This window comes from Exiguobacterium sp. GL_137 (genome assembly GCF_057834585.1).
On the sequence record NZ_CM174406.1, the window covers coordinates 2990773 to 3013204 of the forward strand.

Below are 22432 nucleotides of genomic sequence, written 5' to 3' on the forward strand. Positions count from 1 at the left end.
AACACCAGACAGCAACTGACTGCCTGGTGTTTAGTTTACCCGTTTTTCATATGGAACGATTCCGTTAACGTAAAGGTGATGTTTTTGAGCTCAAGCCCGCCAAGCGCAAAGTACAATTTGAAGTAGTTGTGCGGATTAAAGACGAAGACATCTTTCGTCTGCGTCACCCATTCGCCGTTCGTGCCGTTAAACGTAAACGTTGCGACCGGCATGTTGTTCGCAAACAACGTCACCGGCATCTGTGCCAGTTCCCCGGCATACGACCGGGCTTCAAACGTGACGTGGTACATCCCCGTTTCTTCCGCCGTCACGGCAAAGACGTGGCTGCTTCCGGTCGACGTGTCGAGTTCATCAAACACGATCGGAACGCCGCTCTGGAGTTGCTGATGCGTTACGGCTTGTTCGTTAAGTTCATCTGCCTCTTCCGGTAATCCGGTGACATCAACCGTCGATTCCTGACCGAGCGTCCGCTCCATGACCGGTGACCGCAGGATGAACTGACAAATATTCGCCGCACTCCGTAACAATTCCGCCCGTGTCAACGTCCCGTCTGCAAGCGATGACAGCGTATCATCCTCAAACGGATTCGTCCCTGGTTCTCCGACGACCATGTAGAGATCGTTTTGCGAACGGACCATCGTCGCCGTCTGTTGCCGGTTGGCTTCTGTTTCTTCCGTATTGATCTTCGCCCACCAGTCCGTCATGACGACACCGTCAAAGCCCCACTCGTCTCGGAGAATCCGGGTGTTCTGATCATACAAGCCGGCGGTCCACAGACCGTTGACGGCACCGTATGTCGTCATGATCGCATACGCTTGTCCCTGTTTGATGGCATGCTCAAATCCTTTCAGATAAATCTCCCGTAACGCCCGTTCCGAGATGATCGAATCGAGATCATGACGATGGAATTCCTGATTGTTGGCACTTAAATGCTTAAGCGTTCCGGTCACGCCGACCCGGTGCATCCCGTCGAGCTGGGCGACAGCCATCATCCCCGTCAAATGCGGATCTTCCGAGAAGTATTCGAAGTTGCGGCCGTTGAGCGGATGGCGGTGAATGTTCATGCCTGGTCCAAGCAACGTATCGATGCCGTTTTTCCGGAGTTCAAGCCCTGTCATCTCAAATAAATCCGCGACTAAATCTACGTTGAACGTCGAGGCGACGAGCGTTCCGTTCGGCAGTGAGAAGGCTTTCGTTCCGATATCCATCCGGATGCCGGACGGACCGTCAGCACAGCAGGCTGCCGGAATCCCGAACGCTGTCAGCCGGTCGGTGACACCACCGAATGCTGCCGCGGTACCCGGCGTGACACGCGGTGAATTCATTCCCTCACCGCGGACGATCGCCGCAAGATCCTCATCCATCAACTGATCGAGGAACACGTCGAGCGACGTCTTCTCTTCGTAGACATCCTTCAGGGTCAGTCCCTGGTTGTCCGAATACGTGCGTGCTGCCGGTCGTTCGGCTAAACGGCGGGCTTCCGGATCAATCGTCCGAAGTGGTGTCGCTTCATACGTCACGTCATATCCGGTCTCTGTCTGTTGCGGCTTTAACCGGTCGAATGCCGTGACCGGTGCCATGTTTTCACTTAACGTCTCAACGACACGTAACGTCTCAATCGTTTGTGTTGCCACATGCGCCGCTGTCCGGACGTCCGTTCCGGCGTACAGATGATAAACACCCGCTTCGATGACGTAAGACGATTTATGTCCGGTCACGCCGGCATCATCGTAACTTGCATATTCCGTCAGAGGCACCGTCAACGTTGCCGTCTCCTGTTGCCCCGGTTCGAGCTGTTGCGTCTTCGTAAAGGCTACGAGTCCCCGTGCCGGGTTACCCAGTTGTCCCTGTGGTTTTTCAAGATACACCTGGACGACTTCTTTCCCGCTACACGTCCCTGTGTTCGTGACGGTGACCGTTAACGTGACTTGTTGCTCCGTCATGTCGACCGTATCCGTTACGACATCAAACGTCGTATAGGATAAACCAAACCCGAACGGATAGAGGACGTCGTCTTTCGCAAACGTCTCGAAGTAACGGTATCCGACATAGATGTCTTCTTTGTAAATCGCCCGGTCTTCATGACCGAAGTATGGCGTCGACGGATAGTCATCGAGCGAACGGACAATCGTATCCGGCAGTTTTCCGGATGGTGTGACTGCTCCCGTCAAAAGATCGATCAAGGCGTTGCCGCCTTCCATTCCGCCTTGCCATCCGTACAGGATTGCACTCGGGTTAAAATCAAGCGCCCACTGCATGTCGATGACATTGCCGACGTTTAACAGGACAACCGTCTTCGAAAATGCTCCGGAGACTTTCTCAATCAGTGTCAACTCGACGTCCGTCAGCAGATAACTGCCCGGATCCGCTGTGTTATCGCGGTCTTCACCGGCTGTCCGACCAATCATGATGATCGCGACGTCCGATTGCGCCGCTGCGTCTGCGACGACTTCATCCGTGACCGGCATTTCTTCCTGCGACCACGGTTCAGCGGCCCAGCCTTCGCCTTTATCAAATGGATGATCTTTCAGCCAGGCTTCATAGACTTCCGTCAACGAGGCATTGACCGTCACATCCGGATGTTGCTGCAGGGCTTCAAGTGGACTTGTCACGTGCGACACGTTAACCATCCCGCCGGATCCCGTTCCGCTTTTATAGTAATTGAACTGATTGCGTCCGAACACCGAGACTGTCGTTCCTGCAGGCAACGGCAATGTCTGCTTGTCATTCTTCAGCAGGACCGCTCCTTCTGCGACCGTTTGCCTGGCCAGTGCCGTATAGGCGTTCCAATCTAATGTATATGTCGTCATCGATTCATCCTCCTGTTGATTGTGTAGTAGCAAACCGTTTCTTCAGACCGTTCGCGATTTCCGTGATGCAGTCTTCCGCTTGCGGATACTGCCCGAGCTTTTCGATAAAGGCATGGTCCATCCCGTTGTATTGAATGCGCTTCGTCTTGACACCGGCCCGCGCGAGTTTTCGTCCGTACGCTTCTCCTTCAAGACGGAGATAATCATATTCCGCCGTGATAATTAATGCGTCCGGCAGTCCGGCCAGCTTGTCGCTGAAGAGCGGCGACACATGCGGATCCTGTACGTCCGTCGTTCCTTGCAGGTACAACCGGTTCAACAATCCATCCGAGTCTTCCAGAGCTGTGACGATTCCTTCAAGTAACTCGCGATTCTCGTTCATCTCGTATGCGTCAAGACGCCAGTTGAAATCATCCGTCGGCAGAGCCGCGAGATTGACGACCGGATAGAGCAGGACTTGGTACTGGATCATCTCGGTCTGCTGTTCGCGGTCAAGCAGGGCACAGACCGTCGCTAAGTTCCCGCCGGCACTGTCGCCGGCAACAGCCAGTTGTGTACGGTTGATCCCGAGCTCTTCCGCCTGTTCGTAAACCCATTTGACGGCCGTGAAACAATCGTTCAGTCCGGCTGGAAACGGATGTTCCGGTGCCAACCGGTAATCGATCGAAATGACGACGACATTCGCCCGTTCCGCTAAAAGCTGACACGGATGTTCAACCGGTTCAAGCGTCCCCCCGAAAAAGCCGCCGCCGTGGAAGTAGACCACTGCCGGTAACAATTCCGTCGACCGGGGACGATAGATCCGCGCCGCAATCGGTTGTTCTACACTTGGAATCATGATTTCTTCCGTCGTGATTTCTGTCGTCGTCAGATCGGTATTGACCCACCCCATCCCGGCCCGTGCTGCTTCGAGTGAAAAAGGGCCGGCCGGTGAACTGTCTTGTTGTTGCAACATGACTTCCAAGACGCGCGGATCAAGTACTCCGCTTTCCGTCCGGTCCGGTACCGGCTTGATGACGACTTCGATGCCACCCTGCAGTTCAAAAGCTGTTTTTTCCGCTAACCGGTCGACCAATTGCTGATAATCCTGTCCCATGCTTCTTCCTCCTTTAACCGAATCATTCACTTGCTTATAAGAAATCATTGATTTGTAAAAATAAGTATCGAAACCGCTTTCGCAAATCATTAAAAAAATACTGGATATCTCATTCCTTCAAAAGATACCGCTTACAAAACCAATCATACGCATCTTTATCCGATTAATCAATCATTCTGGATGATTCAAAAAAAGCCACTTGTCTTTCACGTGTTTTCCTTGTCGGAATGACGTGAAACGAGTGGCTTTTTTGACTTAACTTAAAATATTTTCTTCCGAAACGAGTGTAAAGCCGTCAATGACGGTATCTTCCTCGACTTCGATCAGCAGACATTGTTTGCCGTTGTAATTGACCTGCTTGATGTACTTCAAATCCTGCGCACTGACCGAGATGTTCGCGACTTTCGTATTGATCTTAATTGATTTCGCTTCATAGTTCGGGACGATGTTACTCGCCTTCATTTCGTATGTCGTATCATCGATGACTGTTTTGAAGGCCCGTTCGACCTGTTCCGTACTGACGTCTTCGATTCCGCTCGCCTTTAAGACCCGTTCGACTTCTTTGACGTCCAGCATCGGGATGTCTTCCGGCTCGTCTTCCTTTTCGTCCTCAACGACGAGCAGATGATTGACTTCCTCATAGACACCCGCAAGCGTTTTTGAATCGACTGATTCGCCGATGACCAGTTTGACGATTTCTTCAAATACCGCTTTGTCTTCTTCTGCCGTCACGATTTGTTCGCCGTTCAGGACGTTTTCGATGAACAAAACGTCCGGTTTATTCGGCTTGCTTGCCGTATAAAGGACACGGTTGACGTCCGCCGCATTATCCGTGAAGCAGGGGAATAAAAAGCCACCGATTGGTGACGCAAGTTTGATGACCGGGTTGATCAGCAGATTCGACTTGAACTCGAGATCGACGTAGTCGAAGACAAGCGATTGTTTCGGCAGTTCCGTCTGATTGAGACTGCTGAGAATGAACGGAGTCGTATAAACTTCATCGTTTTTGTTGACCTCCGTCTCGTCTTCCTGCCGTTTTGTCGTCTTGTAGTACTGTCCGCGGATGAACGTGACGACAATATCATTGTCGTACTGCACGTCCTGGACTATCTTCAGCGCAATTTGTTGCATCTGTTCCGTCCAGTCTTCCGTCTCTTCCGTGTAGAGTCCTTCGTACAACAGTTGTTGCGTATGTCCGGTCGCGCCTTCTTCCGGCTGCTGGAACTTAACTTCAAACAACTTGATGTCGAGTTTCCCGGTCAGGACTTTCTTGAAGTTCGCTAGGAACAGCTCCTGTTGTTCGAGTTCGAGAAAGGCGAACGGACGGCTTTCTTCATAGAAGATTTCACTCGTTTCCTTGCGGATATATACATTGTAAATTTCGTTGATTTTAAGTAGTTCCGAATCGACCTTAAAATGGCGACGGATATCACTGATGTCTTGTTTGTTCATGATAACGTTTCAGCTCCTTGGCGTTTGAATTCCTCGTGGCTCCTAAAAAAGGAGTGCCTCCTGTCCAAATCGAACAGAGGTACCCCTTTACTATACAAGAGTTGAATTTTTTTATGTTGAAAGTCTCCGCAATTTTAATTTTTCCAAGTAACTTCTTTTTTATATTACTTTAGTCTTATTTTTAAAAAAATATTTTTAATCAAAAGTATTCAACTTTTGTAATGTTTACATTATTTTAACCCTATCCAAAATATTCGGTGGCATACTGAGTGAGTTGAGAGGATTCTCTCATCATACTTACATAAGAGGAGGCAATTCATGTTCCAGAAAATCAAGCTACTCGCCGTATCGTTTGTTTTGTTTCTCACTGCGTTTCAGTTCGATCTCTCACCCGTTTCCGCACTCCCGTCCGGCATCCCGTCAAAAGCGACGGCTCAATCTGAGCTCAACGCACTGACAGTCAAAACCGAAAGTACGATGACCGGTTACTCCCGTGATCTCTTCCCACATTGGAGCAGCCAAGGAAGCGGTTGTGATACGCGTCAAGTCGTCTTGAAACGCGATGCGGATTCTTACGTCGGAAGCTGTCCGGTTACGTCCGGCTCATGGTACAGTTATTATGATGGACTGACATTCACGAACCCGTCCGATCTCGACATCGATCATGTCGTGCCGCTCGCGGAAGCATGGCGTTCGGGTGCAAGCAGCTGGACGACAACGACACGTCAGGCATTCGCAAACGACCTCAACGGTCCGCAATTGATTGCCGTCTCTGCAAGCTCGAACCGTTCAAAAGGTGACCAGGATCCATCGACATGGAAACCAACCCGTGCCGGCGCAAGCTGTGCGTACTCGAAGATGTGGATCAATACGAAAAGTCGTTGGGGCTTAAGTCTCCAATCCTCTGAAAAAACAGCACTGCAAACGATGCTGAACACCTGTACATACTAAGAAGGAGTCGATTCGATGGAAACGAAAACCTCTACTTTTACCGCCACGCATGGTGTGATGACGAATGAAGTCGGCGTCATCAGCGGCGAACTGGAACTGCGGACGACCTGCCAGGAAGATGGCAAACTCGAACTCGCCATCTCATATGTCGGCTCAACCGACGTTTACACGTTACCCGGCAAGGATTATCAGCTGCATGATATCCGCGATCACGAAGTCGTTCACCGGATGCTCGCGACAGTGCTGGAACGGACATAAAAAGTATAAAATAATATAATTCTTTTGATATCTCCCTTTATAAAACGAGCAGTTAAATGAATCTGCTTATCTTTATAAAGGGATTTTTTATTACAACATATTTTAAAAATACTATCTCATTTCTTAAACACGGAATTCACATACCCATAGTTTAGATAGTGCTATTATTTGGTAATAATATTCAAAGGAGGCGATATAGAAATGGATGATTCAGTTACTAAACTGCTCATGAAAAAAGTAAAAAAGTATAAGAAATGGACAGAGGGAGCGTTTGTTAATCCGGTTTATTGGATGGTAAATGGAACGCCTTATTATATGGCTGGATTTACTAAGAATAATGCTCCTGTGGCAACAGCATATTTGACAATTGGTGATGAAAAGCTCGACGAGGCACTAGAGGCTCAAAGACACTTGTCGATTTTTGCCGACTTAAATCATAATGTACTTGATATCGGCAAAGATTTTTTAAAAATTAATGCAAACTATTTTACACAACCGCTCAGTATACCTGTTGATGACTCTAATTTATCTGTATTGACTGGAAAAGAAGCATTTTCAGAGCTTTGGAAAAATCAACAAAAAATATTTTCATTAGTAACTGAATATAAGCAATATTATGAGACTGATGTATTAATACGTCGGGAAATCTTTATGAAAGACATTATTAAAACACAGGAAGCAGCAAATTTATTGACACTTTATCAATATTTAAATTTAAAAATCTTACTCGATAACAATGATGAAGTACATGCTTTTTCTTCTTTTTTAAAGACAACGAAACAATGGAGGGAACTTGATCGACAATCTAAAAAATTCGTTAAAGGAATTAGTGGTAACCCTAGGAAAATGCGTAAGAGTATGGATAATCTGAACCTTATCATAGATGACGATTTTGAAACCATGATCACCTTGAATTACAATAAAATGATAGAAGAAAATAAACCAATAATTGAAGGGCAGCGAAAATACATACGCTATCCTAAATAATCTACAGGTCGTTATACGTTTTTCACTTACTCGTTACTAAATATTAAAAATACGTCGATTGATGTTGCTCCTATTTATCGAATATATTTGATTCATGATGAGAATTATTTATCAAATAATTTATTTAAGGGAGTTCTGTATGAGAGAAGTTTTGATTGGATCAGGTGTAGCGATAAGCAGTGCCGGTATTTTCATGTTGTTGTATGGGAACATCCCACAGGGTTTTATCGGTTTGATTACGGTCACTTTTGGTGTAGTTATAGCAATGTTAACAAAAAAAAAGAAGGTAGATTGACCATTATGTATAAGGAGGCAACGTCATGATTTATGAATTCATTCAAGCATCTGAATCTACTACGATTGGTGGATTTATTGCAACGTGTGCTGACCCGATTTTAGCCCATGTCAATCCAGCGCAACTAAAGACCAAAGATTTGATTGTCTCCATTCACAAAGATCATTCCATTTTTGCGGCGCGCATTCCTCTTGCAGAAAACGAATTGAACTGGATTGAACTCTCACCGGAAAACATCAAGAAACAAACCAGTCTGCTAGCTCCAAATACGTGTTACTTCGGCATCAAGCGGGGCGAATTACACGGAACATATCTAGTTTCGAATGATTTGATCGCAAACAAATATTTTTCAAATGAGCGGGACTACTTAGATGGTATAGTGCTTTCAAAATAAGGAGGTTGCCTATGAATCCGATTTTAACTCAGGTCGGGACCATCTTCATTCCCGTCAGTAACATCGAAAAATCCCGAGATTGGTACTGTGATCTGCTCGGCTTACATCCGACAGTGAGATTTTGTTTGGTCACCTGTACGTCATTCCGATGAATGGTGTAGACATCATGTTAGACAGCAAAATTTTTTCACCAGACAACATTCTCAATACGCCACTTTTTCATTTTAATACAAACAATATCGAACAATCTTATACATATATGAAGAATAAAGGCATCGAATTGACGACAGAAATTGAACACGGTCACTGGTTCAATCTTAAAGATCTCGACGGCAATCATTTGATGATTTGTACCTATTAAGTCCATTTTAGTTAAGAAATAAGAATATAAAAAAGCAGAAGAATACACGTCATTCTTCTGATGGCTTCGTTTCTTTGAAAAGAATGATCGGATCATAAGGTGCATTAGGATCATTTTTCAAATTGATAAAATGTCTTTGATCATTCCGATCCCCAAACTGCTCCGTATAGGGCATTTCCAATGACTGAAACACTTCCTGATTTTTGACCAGACCAATGTAAACTTCGTACCCTTCATCATCTGATGAGAAAAAGCCGCCTTCAGCAGCCGTAGTTTCAACCAGCGCTTCATCGATCAGATCTCTTAATTTCAATAATGCTTGTTTATTGCCAACAATAAAGGATTCTTGATGATTGGTATGCTGAGCATAAATATGTAAATACATCTGGTGTTTCCATGACATGATGCCTTCTCACCTCACCGGTTATTTTTTCAAGCGCACTTTTTATTTAGTATTGATTTTGAATATGACCTAAATGTAATTGATGAAATCCTAAAACAAAAGGTGCTTCATTTTTATTCCTTACTCCCATATCGATGCTGTTTTCCCATCCAATCATTTCTTTCTCTCCATCTAAGTTTTTTAGCTGATATCCAGCTTACGTTCTGTTCGATAGTGCTCGGATCGAAATCAATATCATCTGACCAGTAATAAGTATCGTTCTGTTTTAAAATGATAGCCTCAAAAAGTATCGAGGCGAAATTTTCTGGTGTCGGAAGGATATGAATTCCTGTTACACCTTCAAACCATAATTCAATCGCGGACGGGCTTTTAAACTGGCGCTGAAATAACAGTTTGACGTTTGTATCTAATTCGCTTGGAACAGCCATCGTCAGACCCTCATCAACATACGTTTCGGTCCACATATGCATCTCCTTCAAACAGCCATCATGAAAATAACCAAAGTCCTCAAGTAATTCCCTGATTTCTGATTCCTCTTTTAGTTCAATCCAGTTCATGAGCGACCTCCAGTACAGTGTTTGTTTTGTTTTTAATAGTTTTTTGCTGAGAAAACTACTCCTTTTATTACCTCCGGTAGTTTCGAATTATCTATTTCTTCTCTCCAGAGTTTGTGGAGTCCATTCGAGGCATTCATTGGCAACTCTCCTTTTGAAGCAGACAGATTATATTGAAGTTGCGCAATTTTTCTCGCTCAGGGAATGGTACTAGATGCTTCTTTGAAAGCAAAAATATACTGGAGGACTGATTGTACCATCGAAGGATTTTCTCCAAGGATGAGAAATTTTCTACTAACCTTATTGATTATGAATAAGAGATTCCTCTTGTTGCGTTATTTCTATTCATCGTTTAAAAAAGACGATCATCTAACACATGATCGTCTTGTGTAATTCATTTAATAAAATTCAATTGTTACTTTACTATATCCATTTTTCTTGAGGAAAGACGTTAATAATTTTTGAATTCTTACATCTGCCTCTTCTAAAAATCCTTGCTCGATTTTTTTCTTTTCAATTTTATTTTTTTCTTTGTTGATATCATCAAAAATTTGTTGCGATTGATAATCTGAAAATAGATCACCTTTAACATCCGTTACCTTTGCTGTGTCTGTATCTGCTACGTTATCAAGTATCTTTGAATTCGGTACCTTAACTAATAATTGCTTTGTTGTCTCGTTATAAGACAGCTGTAGCTTAGATAAGTCTGTACCTGCTTTCAAATAACCATCGTATTCAATTAACTTGATTGCTTCAGCTAATTTAAGATCAATCAAAGGTACATTTTTACTGCTTCGACTGATTATTACCTTGCTGTACTCATATTTCAAAGTAGTCCATTCAGATAACTCAACTAATTGTTCTTTTACCAATGCGGTATCAGAACTTTTACTGGTAGAGATTATAGACGGTTTAAAGAACAGAATGCCACATACGACTAATACACCAATCATCAATAAAACTGTAAACATTTTTAGAACCAATTTTTGCATCTTGCAAACTCCTCATTTTTAGATATAGTATTCAGAATTACTACATTATTATCAATACAAATTTATCCAAATATATAATCCTTTCAATTCTGATCTAACGATAATTCGACATTTAAGTCTTTGAAGTTCAGTACTTTAATTCTTACCTTTATTACTTAATTTATTAACAATATAGGTTCCAAAAGCACTAGTAACTAACATTAAAGTGCCAGCAGCAATTTTTTCTACAGTATCTTTCCACTCTTTTCTCGCTTTATCGACCTGTTCTGTTAAAAATCGTAGCTCCCCATAAATCATTCCGATTTCTTCTTCAGTTATATGCTCTTTATCTAATCTTTTAAACAAATGATCTATCGTAGTTTGATGAACAGAAATCACCTTATCATGTACTTTCTGATTCTGATCAGAGAGATTGACGATAAAATTCAATATGTCTTTTCCGAGTTCTGGAGTAGCCATTAACTTCATTCTAAATACTTCATCAAACTCAGCTATTTTTGCTTTCGGTAGTTTGGCTCTTTGAAGAAACATTTCCATTCCTGTAAGAACCTCTTGGTCATTATCCTCCTGCAATTTTGAACTTTCATTAGTATTATTGCGTTTTTCTTTCATTTCAATCACTCCTTTAATAGTTAATTTACTGTTGCATCATAAGCCATGTTTTTCTTGCGATTTATATTGATGGCTATGTAAACATTTCCGTACTTAAAAATAAGGCCACAAACCATATTAAAGATTTGCGACCTGATTTTTACTTATGATACGGCTCATTCCGATTAATCCGATATGCCCGGTAAATCTGCTCACACAGAATCATCTTCATCAATTGATGGGGAAATGTCATCTTCGAGAAGGAAATCGTATCGTTCGCCCGCTGCACGACTTCCGGTGCGAGACCGAGCGATCCACCGATGACAAACGCGATTTTACTTTTGCCGTACGTCGCGAGTCGGTCGAGTTCTGTCGCAAACTGTTCGCTCGTTCGTTGCTTTCCTTCGATAGCAAGTGCATAGACATGAACATCCGGTCCGATCTTCGCTAAAATCCGTTCGCCCTCTTTTTTCTTCACTTGCTGCATCTCGGCGTCACTCAATTGTTCCGGTGCTTTTTCGTCCGGCACCTCGATTTCCTGAATCGAACAATACGCGCCGAGCCGTTTTGTATATTCGGCAATTCCTTGCTTCAAGTACTTCTCTTTCAGCTTTCCGACCGTAATAATGGTAATTTGCATCATTTTTCTCGCTTTCTAACAGAAAATTCAGGAGTTATCCACAGAGTTATCCACATGTCCACATGTTGATAATTATTTTTTGCTTGACACAAGATATGTCGCGGGCTGATCACAGTACTCACATGTGACGTTTTTCTTTGCCGGCACCTCTTCCAAAATCGGGTATTCTTCCGTTTCATCAACTACTTCGTCGAGCGCTAACTCGACATGTTCTAAACAGACATATTTATCCACAGGCCTTTTCCTCCTTTTAAGTTATCCACATTTATCCGCTACCAGTATAACAAAAATTGACTTCCCTCACTGAAAAAAGTTATCCACACCTCCTCTTTGGAGTTACTTCCTTGATCGTCTTGCCCCTCACTACTAATCCCTTCATCGTATCCGCTGCACGCGACTCCTACAGGAAAAAGCGCGGCTCGCCCGCGCTGTCAGAGGAAAACGAGACCCGGGCATCGACGCCGACAGGCAAGAAGCCCGCGGCTTGTTCCTCGCCTGAGGAAAGCGCGTGACAGCGAATCACGATGAACACCGGAGCCACCACCTTTTCTATGTACAAAAAAACTACCCGCACGTATACGAGTAGTTGATTTGAATCTGTTATTGCACCGTCGCCGCTTGCGCCGACAGTTTGACATCGAGTGTCTGCTTCTCGCCGCCCCGGTAGAACGTCACTTTGACGTTGTCTCCGACTTTGGCGTCACGATAAAGGACACTTTTTAAATCAGCAAACGATCGGATGTCTTTTCCGTTGATCTCAACGATGACATCATTTTCTTTCATGCCTGCTTTTGCTGCTCCGCTGTTTTTCGTCAAACCGACGACAACAATCCCGCGGTTGACGTCACTCGGCAGCTTCAGACGATCTTCCCGGAAACCGCTCGGGAACTCCTGAACGTCGCGGATCTGAATCCCGAGTTGCGGGCGAATCACTTCACCGTTTTGTTCCAGGTCACGCATGATCGGCAACGCTTCGTTGATCGGAATCGCAAAACCGACCCCTTCAACGCTTGCTTCGGCAATCTTCATCGAGTTGATTCCGATCAATTGACCGGACGTATTGATGAGCGCGCCGCCTGAGTTACCCGGATTGATTGCGGCATCGGTCTGAATGACTTCTGTGTTGAAGTCCTGCTGCCCGTCCTTGTTCGTATCAACCGGCACCGTCCGCTCCTGGGCACTGATGACACCACGTGTGACCGAGTTCGCAAAGATTCCGAGCGGATTCCCGATCGCAAGAACCGTCTCCCCGGCACGTAACGTATCCGAATCTCCGAGTTTGACGACTTGTGTCACTTTTGAAGCATCAATCGAGAGAACTGCTAAATCGTACGTCGGATCTTCCCCGAGCACTTTCGCTTCGAGTGCTGTTCCGTCGGACAATGTGACTGACAGACGGCTGGCACCTTCGACGACGTGATAGTTCGTGACGACGTACGCTTTGTTGCCGTCTTTTTTATAGATGACACCCGATCCGGCACCGGTCTCCTGATCGGTACCCTGGAACGAACTTTGCAGATTCGTCACACTGACGACCGCTTCCTTCGTCTGACCGACGGCACTAACGATATCGTTTTCCGATTCCGTCGCCTTCGTCGCTGCTTGTTCCGGCGTCGCGTTTGAGATCGGCGTCGGACTTGTCATTTCGTCACGTACGAACGGCCAGGCAATCAGGGCAATCAATAGAGCACCGATGATCCCGCCGATCAGGCCAACAAAAAAGGCCTTCCCGCCGCCGCGGCGTTTTGGTTCCTGCGGTTCTTCTTCATATGGTTCACGATAAGGACTGACCGGCTCGTCTTCACTTGGTCGCCGCGGCGGAAAGCCGCTCGTCTCATCGGTCGATGCGTAAGGCTGATCTGATTCATTCCGTGGTTCTTCTGGTCGATCCATCGACACACGCCTCCTTCTAGACTCTCTTTACACAAGTATACCCCCATCACGTGGCGAGTTAGCCAAATGTGGGGGTCTTTTGAGCATATTCAGTAATTTCCCATAATCAAAGCTTCAAAAGCGGTGTCGGAATGACCGGATCCGTGTCGAGCAACTGGATTTTGCTGAGGTCGACATCGCGGCTTGCGAGCGTCTGTGAGACACTCATCCGGGCGAGTTCCTTCATGTTGTTGTCCTTACTCAGGTGGGCCATGTGGATCCGTTTCGTCCGGTCGTCGAGCACTTCGCTCATCGCAATCGCCGCGTCTTCGTTCGAGACGTGTCCGTAATCACCGAGGATCCGCCGTTTAACGCTCCACGGGTAATGCCCCATCTGAAGCATCCCGATATCATGGTTCGCTTCAAAGATATAGGCATCTGCTCCGCGGATGACGCCTTTCATCCGGTCCGAGACGTAACCCGTATCGGTGATGTGGGCGAGTCGTTTTCCTTCATGGGCGAACTGGAAGAACATCGGGTCGGCCGCGTCATGGCTGACGTTAAACGATTCGACTTCGATGTCGCCAAACTGTTTGACCTCACCGACTTCCCAGAGGAACTTCAGCGCCGGATCGATTTTGCCGATCTTTGCTTCCATCGCCGCCCACGTCTTTTCGTTCGCATAAAGCGGGATGTTGTACTTCCGCGCCATGATGCCGACGCCTTTAATATGATCCGAATGTTCATGGGTGACGAACAAACCGTCAATCTGATCCGGCGACCGGTGAATCTGGTCGAACAGGGCGAGCATCGCTTTTCCGGTCAGGCCGGCGTCGACGAGCAGGCGGGTCTGTTCACTTTCGATATAGAGGGCATTCCCCGTCGAGCCACTGGCAAGGACGCTGTAGTGTAGGCTCATCGTGCATTCCTCATTTCTCTGAAACGGTATCAAGCCGTTCGATGGTCTGGACTCCGCCGTCGATTGCGTTGACGAAATACAGTTCTTCTCCGTTCAGTTCGATCTGCCACGTCGGCGGTAAAATCTGCACCGATTTCGTTCCTTCTGTCACGAGACAGAAGTAACCGAGTTTCTGGCTCGTCATTCGTTTCGAAGCGGGAAATAATCCCTGCTCCGACAGTTGAATGACGGACTCACTCGCCGATAATAACGTGACATCCTGTGCCTGACGGACGACTTTGTTTAAGTGACGTTGTTTGTAGCTGACGACTTCCTTTTGCTCGTTCAACTGAAGCACGAGAAGTGACGGACCTATCATCGCGTCATCCTCTCGCGACTGTTGCGGCGTCGAGTATAACGGCTGTTCCTTATACGTCTGAACAAATGTCATCTCATTGTGTTTGCTGTCATACTTCCAAAACGTGTAGTCGGTCCCGTATGCAGCCGACGATTGGACAAACGATGTTGCCGAATCCCGCATTGCTTTCGCTTCGAGCGGGAACGGCTTCGTCAAACGAACCGACCACTCGATTTGATTTTTGACGGATGTGACGGCATCTTGGATCGAAGAGCCTGGTTTAGGAGCCAATGAACTCGTATCGACTTCCGCCGTCAAATAACCAATTTCTTTCGAGACCGTCTGCAGTTTCTTTTCATCAATTTTTCGTTCTTTCAAAACAGTTTTCCCGTCCGCATTCGTCGTGACGATTCGGGGATCAATCATTCGGTCCATCAACTGAACGGCAAGATAGGCGTTCAGGATCAGGAACGTCAAAATCAGTAACGTTTTTGCTTTACTCCAATCCATGAATCCTTACCCCTCTTTTCCGATAGCTTGATCGACCGTCGTCCATTTCCCGTTTCGTTTGATGAACCAATTTGGCTTAAACAAGGCATAGCGACTTGTTTCAATTTCATAAGTCATCTCATATCCCATCCGGATAGCGGACATCTCATCCAGCAGATCAGCGGATTGAAGCTGCTTTTCGATCTGATCGATGGATGGCAATGTCGTTTCCCGGAGCAACAGCTTCCGATCCGCCCGAATCATACTGCGGCTGAGCGAACGGATTTGATTTTCTTCGAACGTTACTTTGATGGTCGCGAGATCAAAGTCCGGTTGTTCAAGTAACGGTCCTGTTTCACCAAAAATCGGGTATCGGTTCAAATACAATCGGAACGTCGCCGCCTGTTCCTCTTCTGCTTTCGACATCTGATCAAAGTAATAGCGGAAACCGCTGCGTTGTGTCACAGGATCGAGCCATCCGCCATGGATGTTGATGTAACTGACGATTGTACTGTAATCGACGGACGAGGTTTGGGTGTTCGGAGACAATGTATTAAAACGGAACGCATTATAATCCCGGTCGTAGGTCGAAACACTGACACCGTCCGTCAAAACGTCCAGGTCATCCCGGCTCTTGATTTGTTGGACGTTCGAGTTTTCCGTAAAGAACGCGCTCTCGATCCGGCTGAGCGGCTTCGGATCCTGTGAAACATCATCGTAGACGAATACTTCTTCCAGTTTCGTCGCGCCGCTTGGGACATACGTGTAGTCACCGCCCTTGAGCTCGACTTTCGTCATCGGTTTTTTCTTATCATAGGCGAATAGACGTTTTAAGACCGTCTCATCCCCGATTAATTTAAAATCCTTAAATCGTCCCGTCGTCGACTCCAGCCGAAGGATCGGTCCTTCATAATCGAGCAGATAGAGCCGTTTGATCGGCTCTGACATCGCAATTTGTTTTTCCCCGAGCAACTCCTCGAGCATCTTTGAACTGATCGGCGTCGGGAAAATCATCTCGACACTCCGTTTGCTGACCGGAATATCTGACGCCTTATCGGTCAAAACCAGGACACCGACATCAAACGAGGCACCGATCCGGTTCAGAATCGTCCGACCGATGATTTGGGTCTGATAGGCACTTTCACCGTTCGAATAGATGACCAACTCCGGATTAATCAGCTGATTTCCTTCGACCGTCTTTGAGGTATCGATTTCATTAAACGATACCTGTTCCTGTTCAATCGACTCGCTGCTCGGATGATACGTCCATAACATGGCGGTTTGCACGATTGAGGCACTGACCAGAAGAATCAAAGCGATGGATTTCAGTCGCTGTTTCGTCATCCGATATCCACCTCTTCGATCACCTCGTATGGAAGCGTAAAGTAAATCGTTGTCCCGCGTCCCCATTCGCTTTCTGCCCAAATGTCACCACCGTGTGCCGAAACGACGTCTTTGGCAATCGAAAGACCGAGTCCGGTCCCGCCAATCTTCCGTGCCCGTGCTTTATCGACCCGGTAGAAGCGTTCAAAGATTTTCTGCAGGTTCGCTTTTGGAATCCCGACTCCTTCGTCTTTGATGCTGATGACGATCCGTTTCGCCCGTAACATCGTCCGGACGGTGATCGTACCGCCTTCCGGTGAATACTTGATCGCGTTCGTTAAGATATTATCCGCGACCTGAATCAACTTATCCTGGTCCCCGCGGATGTAGACTTTCCGTTTCATGATCTTGCGGCGGAACTGAATCCGTTCCGGTTTCGTCATATCGTGGCGATCGAGAATATCATTTAAGAATTGAATATAATCAAACCGGACTTTGTTCATCTTGTATTCCTTGCTGTCCATTTTCGACAGTTGCAACAGATCGGTCACGAGGCGGATCATCCGCTCCGTTTCGTTTTGTGTCGTCTCCAGGAACCGTGGCGCCAGTTCTTCATCCTGGTACGCACCTTCCGCTAAGGCTTCGAGATAACTCCGCATCGTCGTCAGCGGTGTCCGGAGTTCATGACTGACGTTCGCGACGAACTCACGGCGGTCCTGCTCGACTTGTTCCTGCTCCGTGACGTCATGCAGGACGATAATCATACCGGTAATCGGTCCACTGTGTTTTTTGACCGGTGAGAAGAAGGCCCGGACAAGGAACAGTTCGTCCTCGCTGCTAAAATCAAGCAAACGGGGCGGCATCGTGCCGTCTTCCGGAATCATAAAGTCGTCTCCGAGCGCGAGTAGATCCTTTAAATTCGTCCCGACGATACCGGATTCATCGACACCGACGATATCCTTCGCCTGGTCGTTCATCAGGATGACACGTAGCGTCCGGTCCGTCGCAATCACACCATCCGTCATATTTTCAAGGACACTCGTCAATTTCCGCCTTTCGGCTTCCGTCGTCGCGTTCGCTTCGAGTAATTCATCCGTCAGTTCATTAAAGGAACGTGCCAACTGACCAATTTCGTCATCGGAATAGACTTTAACCTTCCGTGAGAAGTTCCCGCGCCGCATCTCGATTGCCTGGCGCCGCATATCCGAAATCGGACGGGTGATCGTCCTTGATAACAGGACACCGAGAATCGAGGTGATGACAAGTGCAATCACTGTCCCCGTTGCTAAGATGCGTGTGACTTGCTGCATCTGAGAATAAATCGACTCCATCGAAGCCCGGACGTAAATCATCCCGGTCGTTGCACCTGTCCGTTCCGAGGTAACGGGGACTGCAAAGATCCGAATCTTGTCTTCCGTCGTCGGATCGAGGACGGTATCGACACGGGAGGAACTCGTAGCTTGTGCTTTTTTAATCAGTGAATTCGTCGCCCGTTGTCCGACCGCTGACTGATTGTCCTCGTCGGACGTCGCTTGAATGATCGAGTCCTGATCAATGATTTGTACTTCGAGAATATCGTTCCTTGACGTCGAGCCACTACTAAACTCAGACAGCAGTTGTCCAAGAGATTCAGACAACTGCCGTTTGGAGGCCTCATCATCGCCTGTCTTATCGAATTCCTTCCCGACATTGTACGCAACAAGTCCGGCCCGGTCTTCAACAGATTTTGAGAAGTTCGTAATGTACTGTTTTTCAAGAGAACGAACGAAGTAAACCCCAATGACTTGCATCGCGACTAAGATCAACAACGCATAAATGACGACAAGTTTCCACTGGATCGATTTGAAGAAGTTCGTTCCTTTTAACATCGTTATTCATTCTCCCCGTCTTGGAGATAATAGCCGACACCACGGCGGGTCATGATATAGATTGGTGTACTCGGGTTATCTTCGACTTTTTCTCGCAGACGGCGCACAGTGACGTCAACGGTCCGGACGTCACCGAAGTAATCATATCCCCACACGGTTTGGAGCAGGTGTTCACGCGTCATGACTTGACCGATGTTTTTCGCCAAGTAATGCAACAGTTCAAACTCACGTTGTGTCAGTTCGATTTTTTGATCCTGTCGTGTGACGGTATGAGAATTCGTATCGATATACAGTTCTCCTACTTTCAATGGACCCGGTCCTGCATTTGCCGGTGTCGCTTCGACCGTATTGACGTTTCGTAAGTGTGCCTTCACCCTTGCCAATAATTCGCGCGAGCTGAATGGTTTCGTCACGTAATCATTTGCACCAAGCTCCAGGCCAAGGACCGTATCAATTTCAGAATCCTTTGCCGTCAACATGATGATCGGGACTTTTGATGTTTTCCGGACTTCCCGGCAAACTTCCATTCCATCCATCAAGGGCAACATGATATCGAGCAAAATCAAATCGGGCTTAAACTCTTCGACTTTCTCGAGTGCTTCCACTCCATCATTTGCTACGGCGACACTATAACCTTCTTTTTCTAATTTAAATTTTAATATATCGGCAATCGGTTGCTCGTCATCGACGACGAGGATTTTACGTTCCGTCACTGGGTGTTCCCCCTTAATAATTTCTATTCAATCTATTTTACCTGTTTTTCAGGCATATAGAAAGGTGGCGACGGAAACTCCCGACGCCACTCTGTTGACTTCATCATACGTTTACATCGTGCGTTCCACGTGAAACATTACCTTTAGTATACGCTCGTTCACTTTATTTTGTGAATGATTTCGCTTGATTAGAGATAAAAAAAAGCAACTCCAGATTTCAAATCCGGAACTGCCGCTTTTCAACCATTAAGCTTCTTCGTACAAATCACGGAGAACGACCGTTTGTTCACGACCCGGTCCAACTGAGAATGTCACGAGGGAGATGTTCGTCAAATCTGCAATCCGTTTAACGTAGTTCTGCGCATTGATCGGCAAATCCTCAAACTTGCGGATGTGCGTAATGTCTTCTTTCCAGCCCGGTAGCTCTTCATAAACCGGGACACATGCTTCGAGATCGCGGAAACTTGCCGGATACTCATCGATCTGTTTGCCGTTAAACTCATACGACGTACAGATTTTAAGCGTCTCGATACCTGTCAGGACATCGATTGAGTTCAATGAAAGATCTGTCAAACCGCTTGTCCGGCGTGAGTGACGGACGACGACTGAATCGAACCAGCCGACACGGCGTGGACGGCCTGTCGTTGTTCCGTATTCACGACCGACTTCCCGGATGTGATGACCGATTTCGTCAAACAGCTCTGTCGGGAACGGACCATCACCAACACGTGACGTGTATGCTTTACAGACACCAACGACGTGATCGATCCGGGCTGGACCGACACCAACACCTGAAGCGACACCGCCGGCTGATGCGTTAGATGATGTAACGAATGGATACGTCCCGTGGTCAAGGTCGAGTAAGACACCTTGTGCCCCTTCGAAGAGGACTTTTTCGCCCTTATCGAGGCTGTCGTTGACGACGACTGATGTATCGCAGACATATTTCGCAAACTCTTGACCGTATGCGTAGTATTCTTCGAAGATATCATCGAAAGCAATCGCTTCCGCATCATACATCTTCGTGAACATCCGGTTTTTCTGATCAAGAACGATTTTTAGTTTTTCGGCGAATGTTTCTTTGTCGAGTAAATCAGCCATCCGGATTCCGATTCGTGCTGCTTTATCCATGTAGCACGGTCCGATTCCTTTAAGTGTCGTTCCGACTTTCGCGTCGCCTTTTGCTTCTTCTTCGAGTTGATCTTGCAACTGATGATACGGCAAGATGACATGCGCCCGATTCGAAATCAGTAAGTTATCCGTTGAAACACCACGATCGTGCAGATACTTCAATTCCTTGACGAGCGATTTCGGATTGACGACAAGGCCGTTCCCGATGACACATTTCTTGTCTGAGTAAAAAATTCCTGATGGAATCAAGTGTAACTTATACGTCTCATTATTAAATACGATTGTATGTCCGGCATTGTCTCCACCTTGATAACGAGCAACGACATCGGCTTTTTTCGAAAGAAAATCGGTAATCTTTCCTTTTCCTTCGTCGCCCCATTGTGTTCCGACTACTACTACTGATGACATATTCTCATCCACCTCCACGTACGATTCAAAACCACGACTAAGTGTAACGCGGAAAAAAACAGAAGTCAACCAAATACCGAACAATTAAATGTTACAATTCTTTTTCGTTCGTTTAAAAGACGGTTTTAATTCGTTTTTTTCCTTTCTCTTCAAGATATTCAAACATAACGATTAAAAAAACGCTTCTGTCTCAGAAGACGGAAGCGTTTTTAAGCCATTTAGGCGGGTGGTGCATAGGAATTATTCGGTTCGAGATCCACGAACTTATTAAATTCTTTCCGGAAAGCGAGTTTGACGGTACCGGTCGGACCATTCCGCTGTTTCGCGATAATGATTTCGATCGTGTTCGCATCTTCCGTTTCTTTATTGTAGTAATCGTCGCGGTATAAGAAGGCAACGATATCCGCATCCTGCTCGATTGCTCCCGATTCCCGGATATCGGACATCATCGGCCGTTTATCCTGCCGACTTTCCACGCCCCGTGACAGCTGCGATAACGCAATGACGGGGACTTCGAGTTCACGGGCGAGCGACTTCAAGGACCGGGAGATCTCGGAGACCTCCTGTTGCCGGTTATCGCTGGAACGCCCGTTTCCTTGAATCAGTTGAAGATAATCAATCATGATCATTCCAAGACCGTGCTCCTGCTTCAGACGGCGGCATTTCGCCCGGATATCGTTGACACGAATACCCGGTGTATCGTCGATATAGATCCCGGCTTGGGATAAGCTGCTCATCGCGAGGGATAACTTGCCCCAGTCCTCATCTTCGAGCTGTCCGGTCCGGAGGCGCTGCGCGTCGACATTGCCTTCCGCACACAGCATCCGCATGACAAGCTGCTCCGCTCCCATCTCAAGACTGAAGATGGCGACATTCTCATCGGCACGGGTCGCGACGTTTTGTGAGATGTTCAAGGCGAAGGCCGTCTTCCCGACAGACGGACGGGCGGCAACGATGATTAAATCGTTGCGCTGGAATCCGGCCGTCACTTTATCGAGATCACGGAAGCCGGTCGGAATCCCGGTCGTCTCGCCGCTTTGTTTATGCAACTTATCAATCGTCGCATACGCACTCGTCAAAACGTCCGAAATCGGAATGAAGCTGGCACTGCCTTTTCCTTGTGAGACTTCGAGAATCTTCCGTTCTGCTTCATTCAGCAGGACGTCGACCTCGTTTTGCCGTTCGTAACCGTCCGTGACGATTTCATTGGCGGTCCGGATCAACCGGCGCAAGGTCGACTTTTGATCAACGACATTGACGTAATAGTTGATGTTTGCGGCGGTCGGAACACCTTCCGCCAGTTCACCGAGGTACGGCAATCCGCCGACTTCCTCGAGGATACCAAGCGTACTGAGTTCCGCCGTAACGGTCACGAGGTCGATTGCTTCTCCCCGATCCGACAACACAAGCATCGTTTCAAAAATGCGTTGGTGGGCCGCACGATAAAAATCTTGTGGCAATAATCGTTCGGACGCACTGATCAGTCGATCCGCATCGATCATGATCGCCCCAAGGACGGCTTGTTCCGCCTCAATGCTCTGGGGGGGCGTATTTTGCATTACATCACTCATCACCGGTCCCCTTTTCT

The 22432-nt window shown here is 46.8% G+C and carries 22 protein-coding genes and 1 pseudogene; 5 read left to right on the forward strand and 18 right to left on the reverse strand.

What is annotated here, in order from left to right; translation table 11 throughout:
* Positions 1–35 precede the first annotated feature (35 nt).
* From AC3IRK_RS15535 to AC3IRK_RS15545, 3 genes are all read right to left on the reverse strand, one after another.
* On the reverse strand, positions 36–2810 hold the full coding sequence (locus AC3IRK_RS15535) for a glycoside hydrolase family 3 protein (protein ID WP_489170222.1): 2775 nt from the start codon (positions 2808–2810) through the stop codon (positions 36–38).
* A gap of 4 nt (positions 2811–2814) precedes the next feature.
* Positions 2815–3906, reverse strand: coding sequence for an alpha/beta hydrolase (locus tag AC3IRK_RS15540; protein ID WP_489170223.1), 1092 nt, complete (start codon positions 3904–3906; stop codon positions 2815–2817).
* Positions 3907–4161: 255 nt separating this feature from the next.
* Positions 4162–5358 carry a DUF4317 domain-containing protein gene (locus tag AC3IRK_RS15545; RefSeq protein ID WP_489170224.1) on the reverse strand — a complete coding sequence of 399 codons (1197 nt, stop codon included), beginning with the start codon at positions 5356–5358 and terminating at the stop codon, positions 4162–4164.
* A 318-nt stretch (positions 5359–5676) separates the two neighbouring features.
* On the opposite strand from AC3IRK_RS15545, the gene AC3IRK_RS15550 reads away from it, so the two are divergent.
* The 5 genes and pseudogenes from AC3IRK_RS15550 to AC3IRK_RS15570 all read left to right on the forward strand — a co-directional run bounded on the left by AC3IRK_RS15550 (position 5677) and on the right by AC3IRK_RS15570 (position 8604).
* Positions 5677–6309 (forward strand): HNH endonuclease family protein, encoded by a 633-nt coding sequence (locus AC3IRK_RS15550; RefSeq protein ID WP_026831610.1) that lies wholly within the window; start codon positions 5677–5679, stop codon positions 6307–6309.
* Between the two features lie 15 nt (positions 6310–6324).
* Positions 6325–6567: a hypothetical protein gene (locus AC3IRK_RS15555; RefSeq protein ID WP_188004954.1), complete on the forward strand. Its 243-nt coding sequence runs from the start codon at positions 6325–6327 to the stop codon at positions 6565–6567.
* A 201-nt stretch (positions 6568–6768) separates the two neighbouring features.
* Entirely contained in the window at positions 6769–7554 is a 786-nt protein-coding gene (locus tag AC3IRK_RS15560; RefSeq protein ID WP_489170225.1) for a hypothetical protein, read from the forward strand.
* 320 nt (positions 7555–7874) lie between these two features.
* Positions 7875–8243, forward strand: coding sequence for a hypothetical protein (locus AC3IRK_RS15565; protein WP_188004956.1), 369 nt, complete (start codon positions 7875–7877; stop codon positions 8241–8243).
* An 11-nt stretch (positions 8244–8254) separates the two neighbouring features.
* A pseudogene (locus AC3IRK_RS15570) lies at positions 8255–8604 on the forward strand (VOC family protein).
* Positions 8605–8653: 49 nt separating this feature from the next.
* On the opposite strand, the gene AC3IRK_RS15575 reads toward AC3IRK_RS15570, so the two are convergent.
* From AC3IRK_RS15575 to dnaB, 15 genes are all read right to left on the reverse strand, one after another.
* A complete protein-coding gene (locus AC3IRK_RS15575; RefSeq protein WP_188004957.1) occupies positions 8654–9007 on the reverse strand; it encodes a hypothetical protein in 354 nt (117 codons plus the stop codon).
* A 113-nt stretch (positions 9008–9120) separates the two neighbouring features.
* On the reverse strand, positions 9121–9564 hold the full coding sequence (locus AC3IRK_RS15580; RefSeq protein WP_426354362.1) for a hypothetical protein: 444 nt from the start codon (positions 9562–9564) through the stop codon (positions 9121–9123).
* 395 nt (positions 9565–9959) lie between these two features.
* The gene (locus AC3IRK_RS15585; protein ID WP_489170226.1) at positions 9960–10553 is read right to left on the reverse strand and encodes a DUF4230 domain-containing protein; all 594 of its coding nucleotides are present in this window, start codon (positions 10551–10553) and stop codon (positions 9960–9962) included.
* A gap of 135 nt (positions 10554–10688) precedes the next feature.
* Complete coding sequence (locus tag AC3IRK_RS15590) at positions 10689–11165, reverse strand: hypothetical protein (protein WP_188004960.1); 477 nt, start codon at positions 11163–11165, stop codon at positions 10689–10691.
* A gap of 139 nt (positions 11166–11304) precedes the next feature.
* On the reverse strand, positions 11305–11784 hold the full coding sequence (rlmH, locus tag AC3IRK_RS15595) for a 23S rRNA (pseudouridine(1915)-N(3))-methyltransferase RlmH (protein WP_426355424.1): 480 nt from the start codon (positions 11782–11784) through the stop codon (positions 11305–11307).
* Positions 11785–11856: 72 nt separating this feature from the next.
* Entirely contained in the window at positions 11857–12018 is a 162-nt protein-coding gene (locus AC3IRK_RS15600; RefSeq protein WP_426354364.1) for a CxxH/CxxC protein, read from the reverse strand.
* A 166-nt stretch (positions 12019–12184) separates the two neighbouring features.
* Positions 12185–12316, reverse strand: coding sequence for a hypothetical protein (locus AC3IRK_RS15605; protein ID WP_489170227.1), 132 nt, complete (start codon positions 12314–12316; stop codon positions 12185–12187).
* A gap of 68 nt (positions 12317–12384) precedes the next feature.
* On the reverse strand, positions 12385–13677 hold the full coding sequence (locus AC3IRK_RS15610) for a S1C family serine protease (RefSeq protein ID WP_489170228.1): 1293 nt from the start codon (positions 13675–13677) through the stop codon (positions 12385–12387).
* A gap of 106 nt (positions 13678–13783) precedes the next feature.
* Positions 13784–14575 carry an MBL fold metallo-hydrolase gene (locus AC3IRK_RS15615; protein ID WP_026831603.1) on the reverse strand — a complete coding sequence of 264 codons (792 nt, stop codon included), beginning with the start codon at positions 14573–14575 and terminating at the stop codon, positions 13784–13786.
* Between the two features lie 10 nt (positions 14576–14585).
* On the reverse strand, positions 14586–15422 hold the full coding sequence (locus tag AC3IRK_RS15620; protein ID WP_114596766.1) for a two-component system regulatory protein YycI: 837 nt from the start codon (positions 15420–15422) through the stop codon (positions 14586–14588).
* Between the two features lie 6 nt (positions 15423–15428).
* Positions 15429–16745, reverse strand: a complete 1317-nt coding sequence (locus AC3IRK_RS15625; protein WP_489170229.1) for a YycH family regulatory protein — start codon at positions 16743–16745, stop codon at positions 15429–15431.
* Entirely contained in the window at positions 16742–18592 is a 1851-nt protein-coding gene (gene walK, locus AC3IRK_RS15630) for a cell wall metabolism sensor histidine kinase WalK (protein ID WP_114596768.1), read from the reverse strand. Before walK ends, AC3IRK_RS15625 begins: the two co-directional genes overlap by 4 nt.
* Positions 18593–18594: 2 nt before the next feature.
* Positions 18595–19305: a response regulator YycF gene (gene yycF / locus AC3IRK_RS15635; RefSeq protein WP_026827044.1), complete on the reverse strand. Its 711-nt coding sequence runs from the start codon at positions 19303–19305 to the stop codon at positions 18595–18597.
* 246 nt (positions 19306–19551) lie between these two features.
* Positions 19552–20844: an adenylosuccinate synthase gene (locus AC3IRK_RS15640; protein WP_131503619.1), complete on the reverse strand. Its 1293-nt coding sequence runs from the start codon at positions 20842–20844 to the stop codon at positions 19552–19554.
* Between the two features lie 218 nt (positions 20845–21062).
* Positions 21063–22415 carry a replicative DNA helicase gene (gene dnaB / locus AC3IRK_RS15645; protein WP_012371893.1) on the reverse strand — a complete coding sequence of 451 codons (1353 nt, stop codon included), beginning with the start codon at positions 22413–22415 and terminating at the stop codon, positions 21063–21065.
* Positions 22416–22432: the final 17 nt, after the last annotated feature.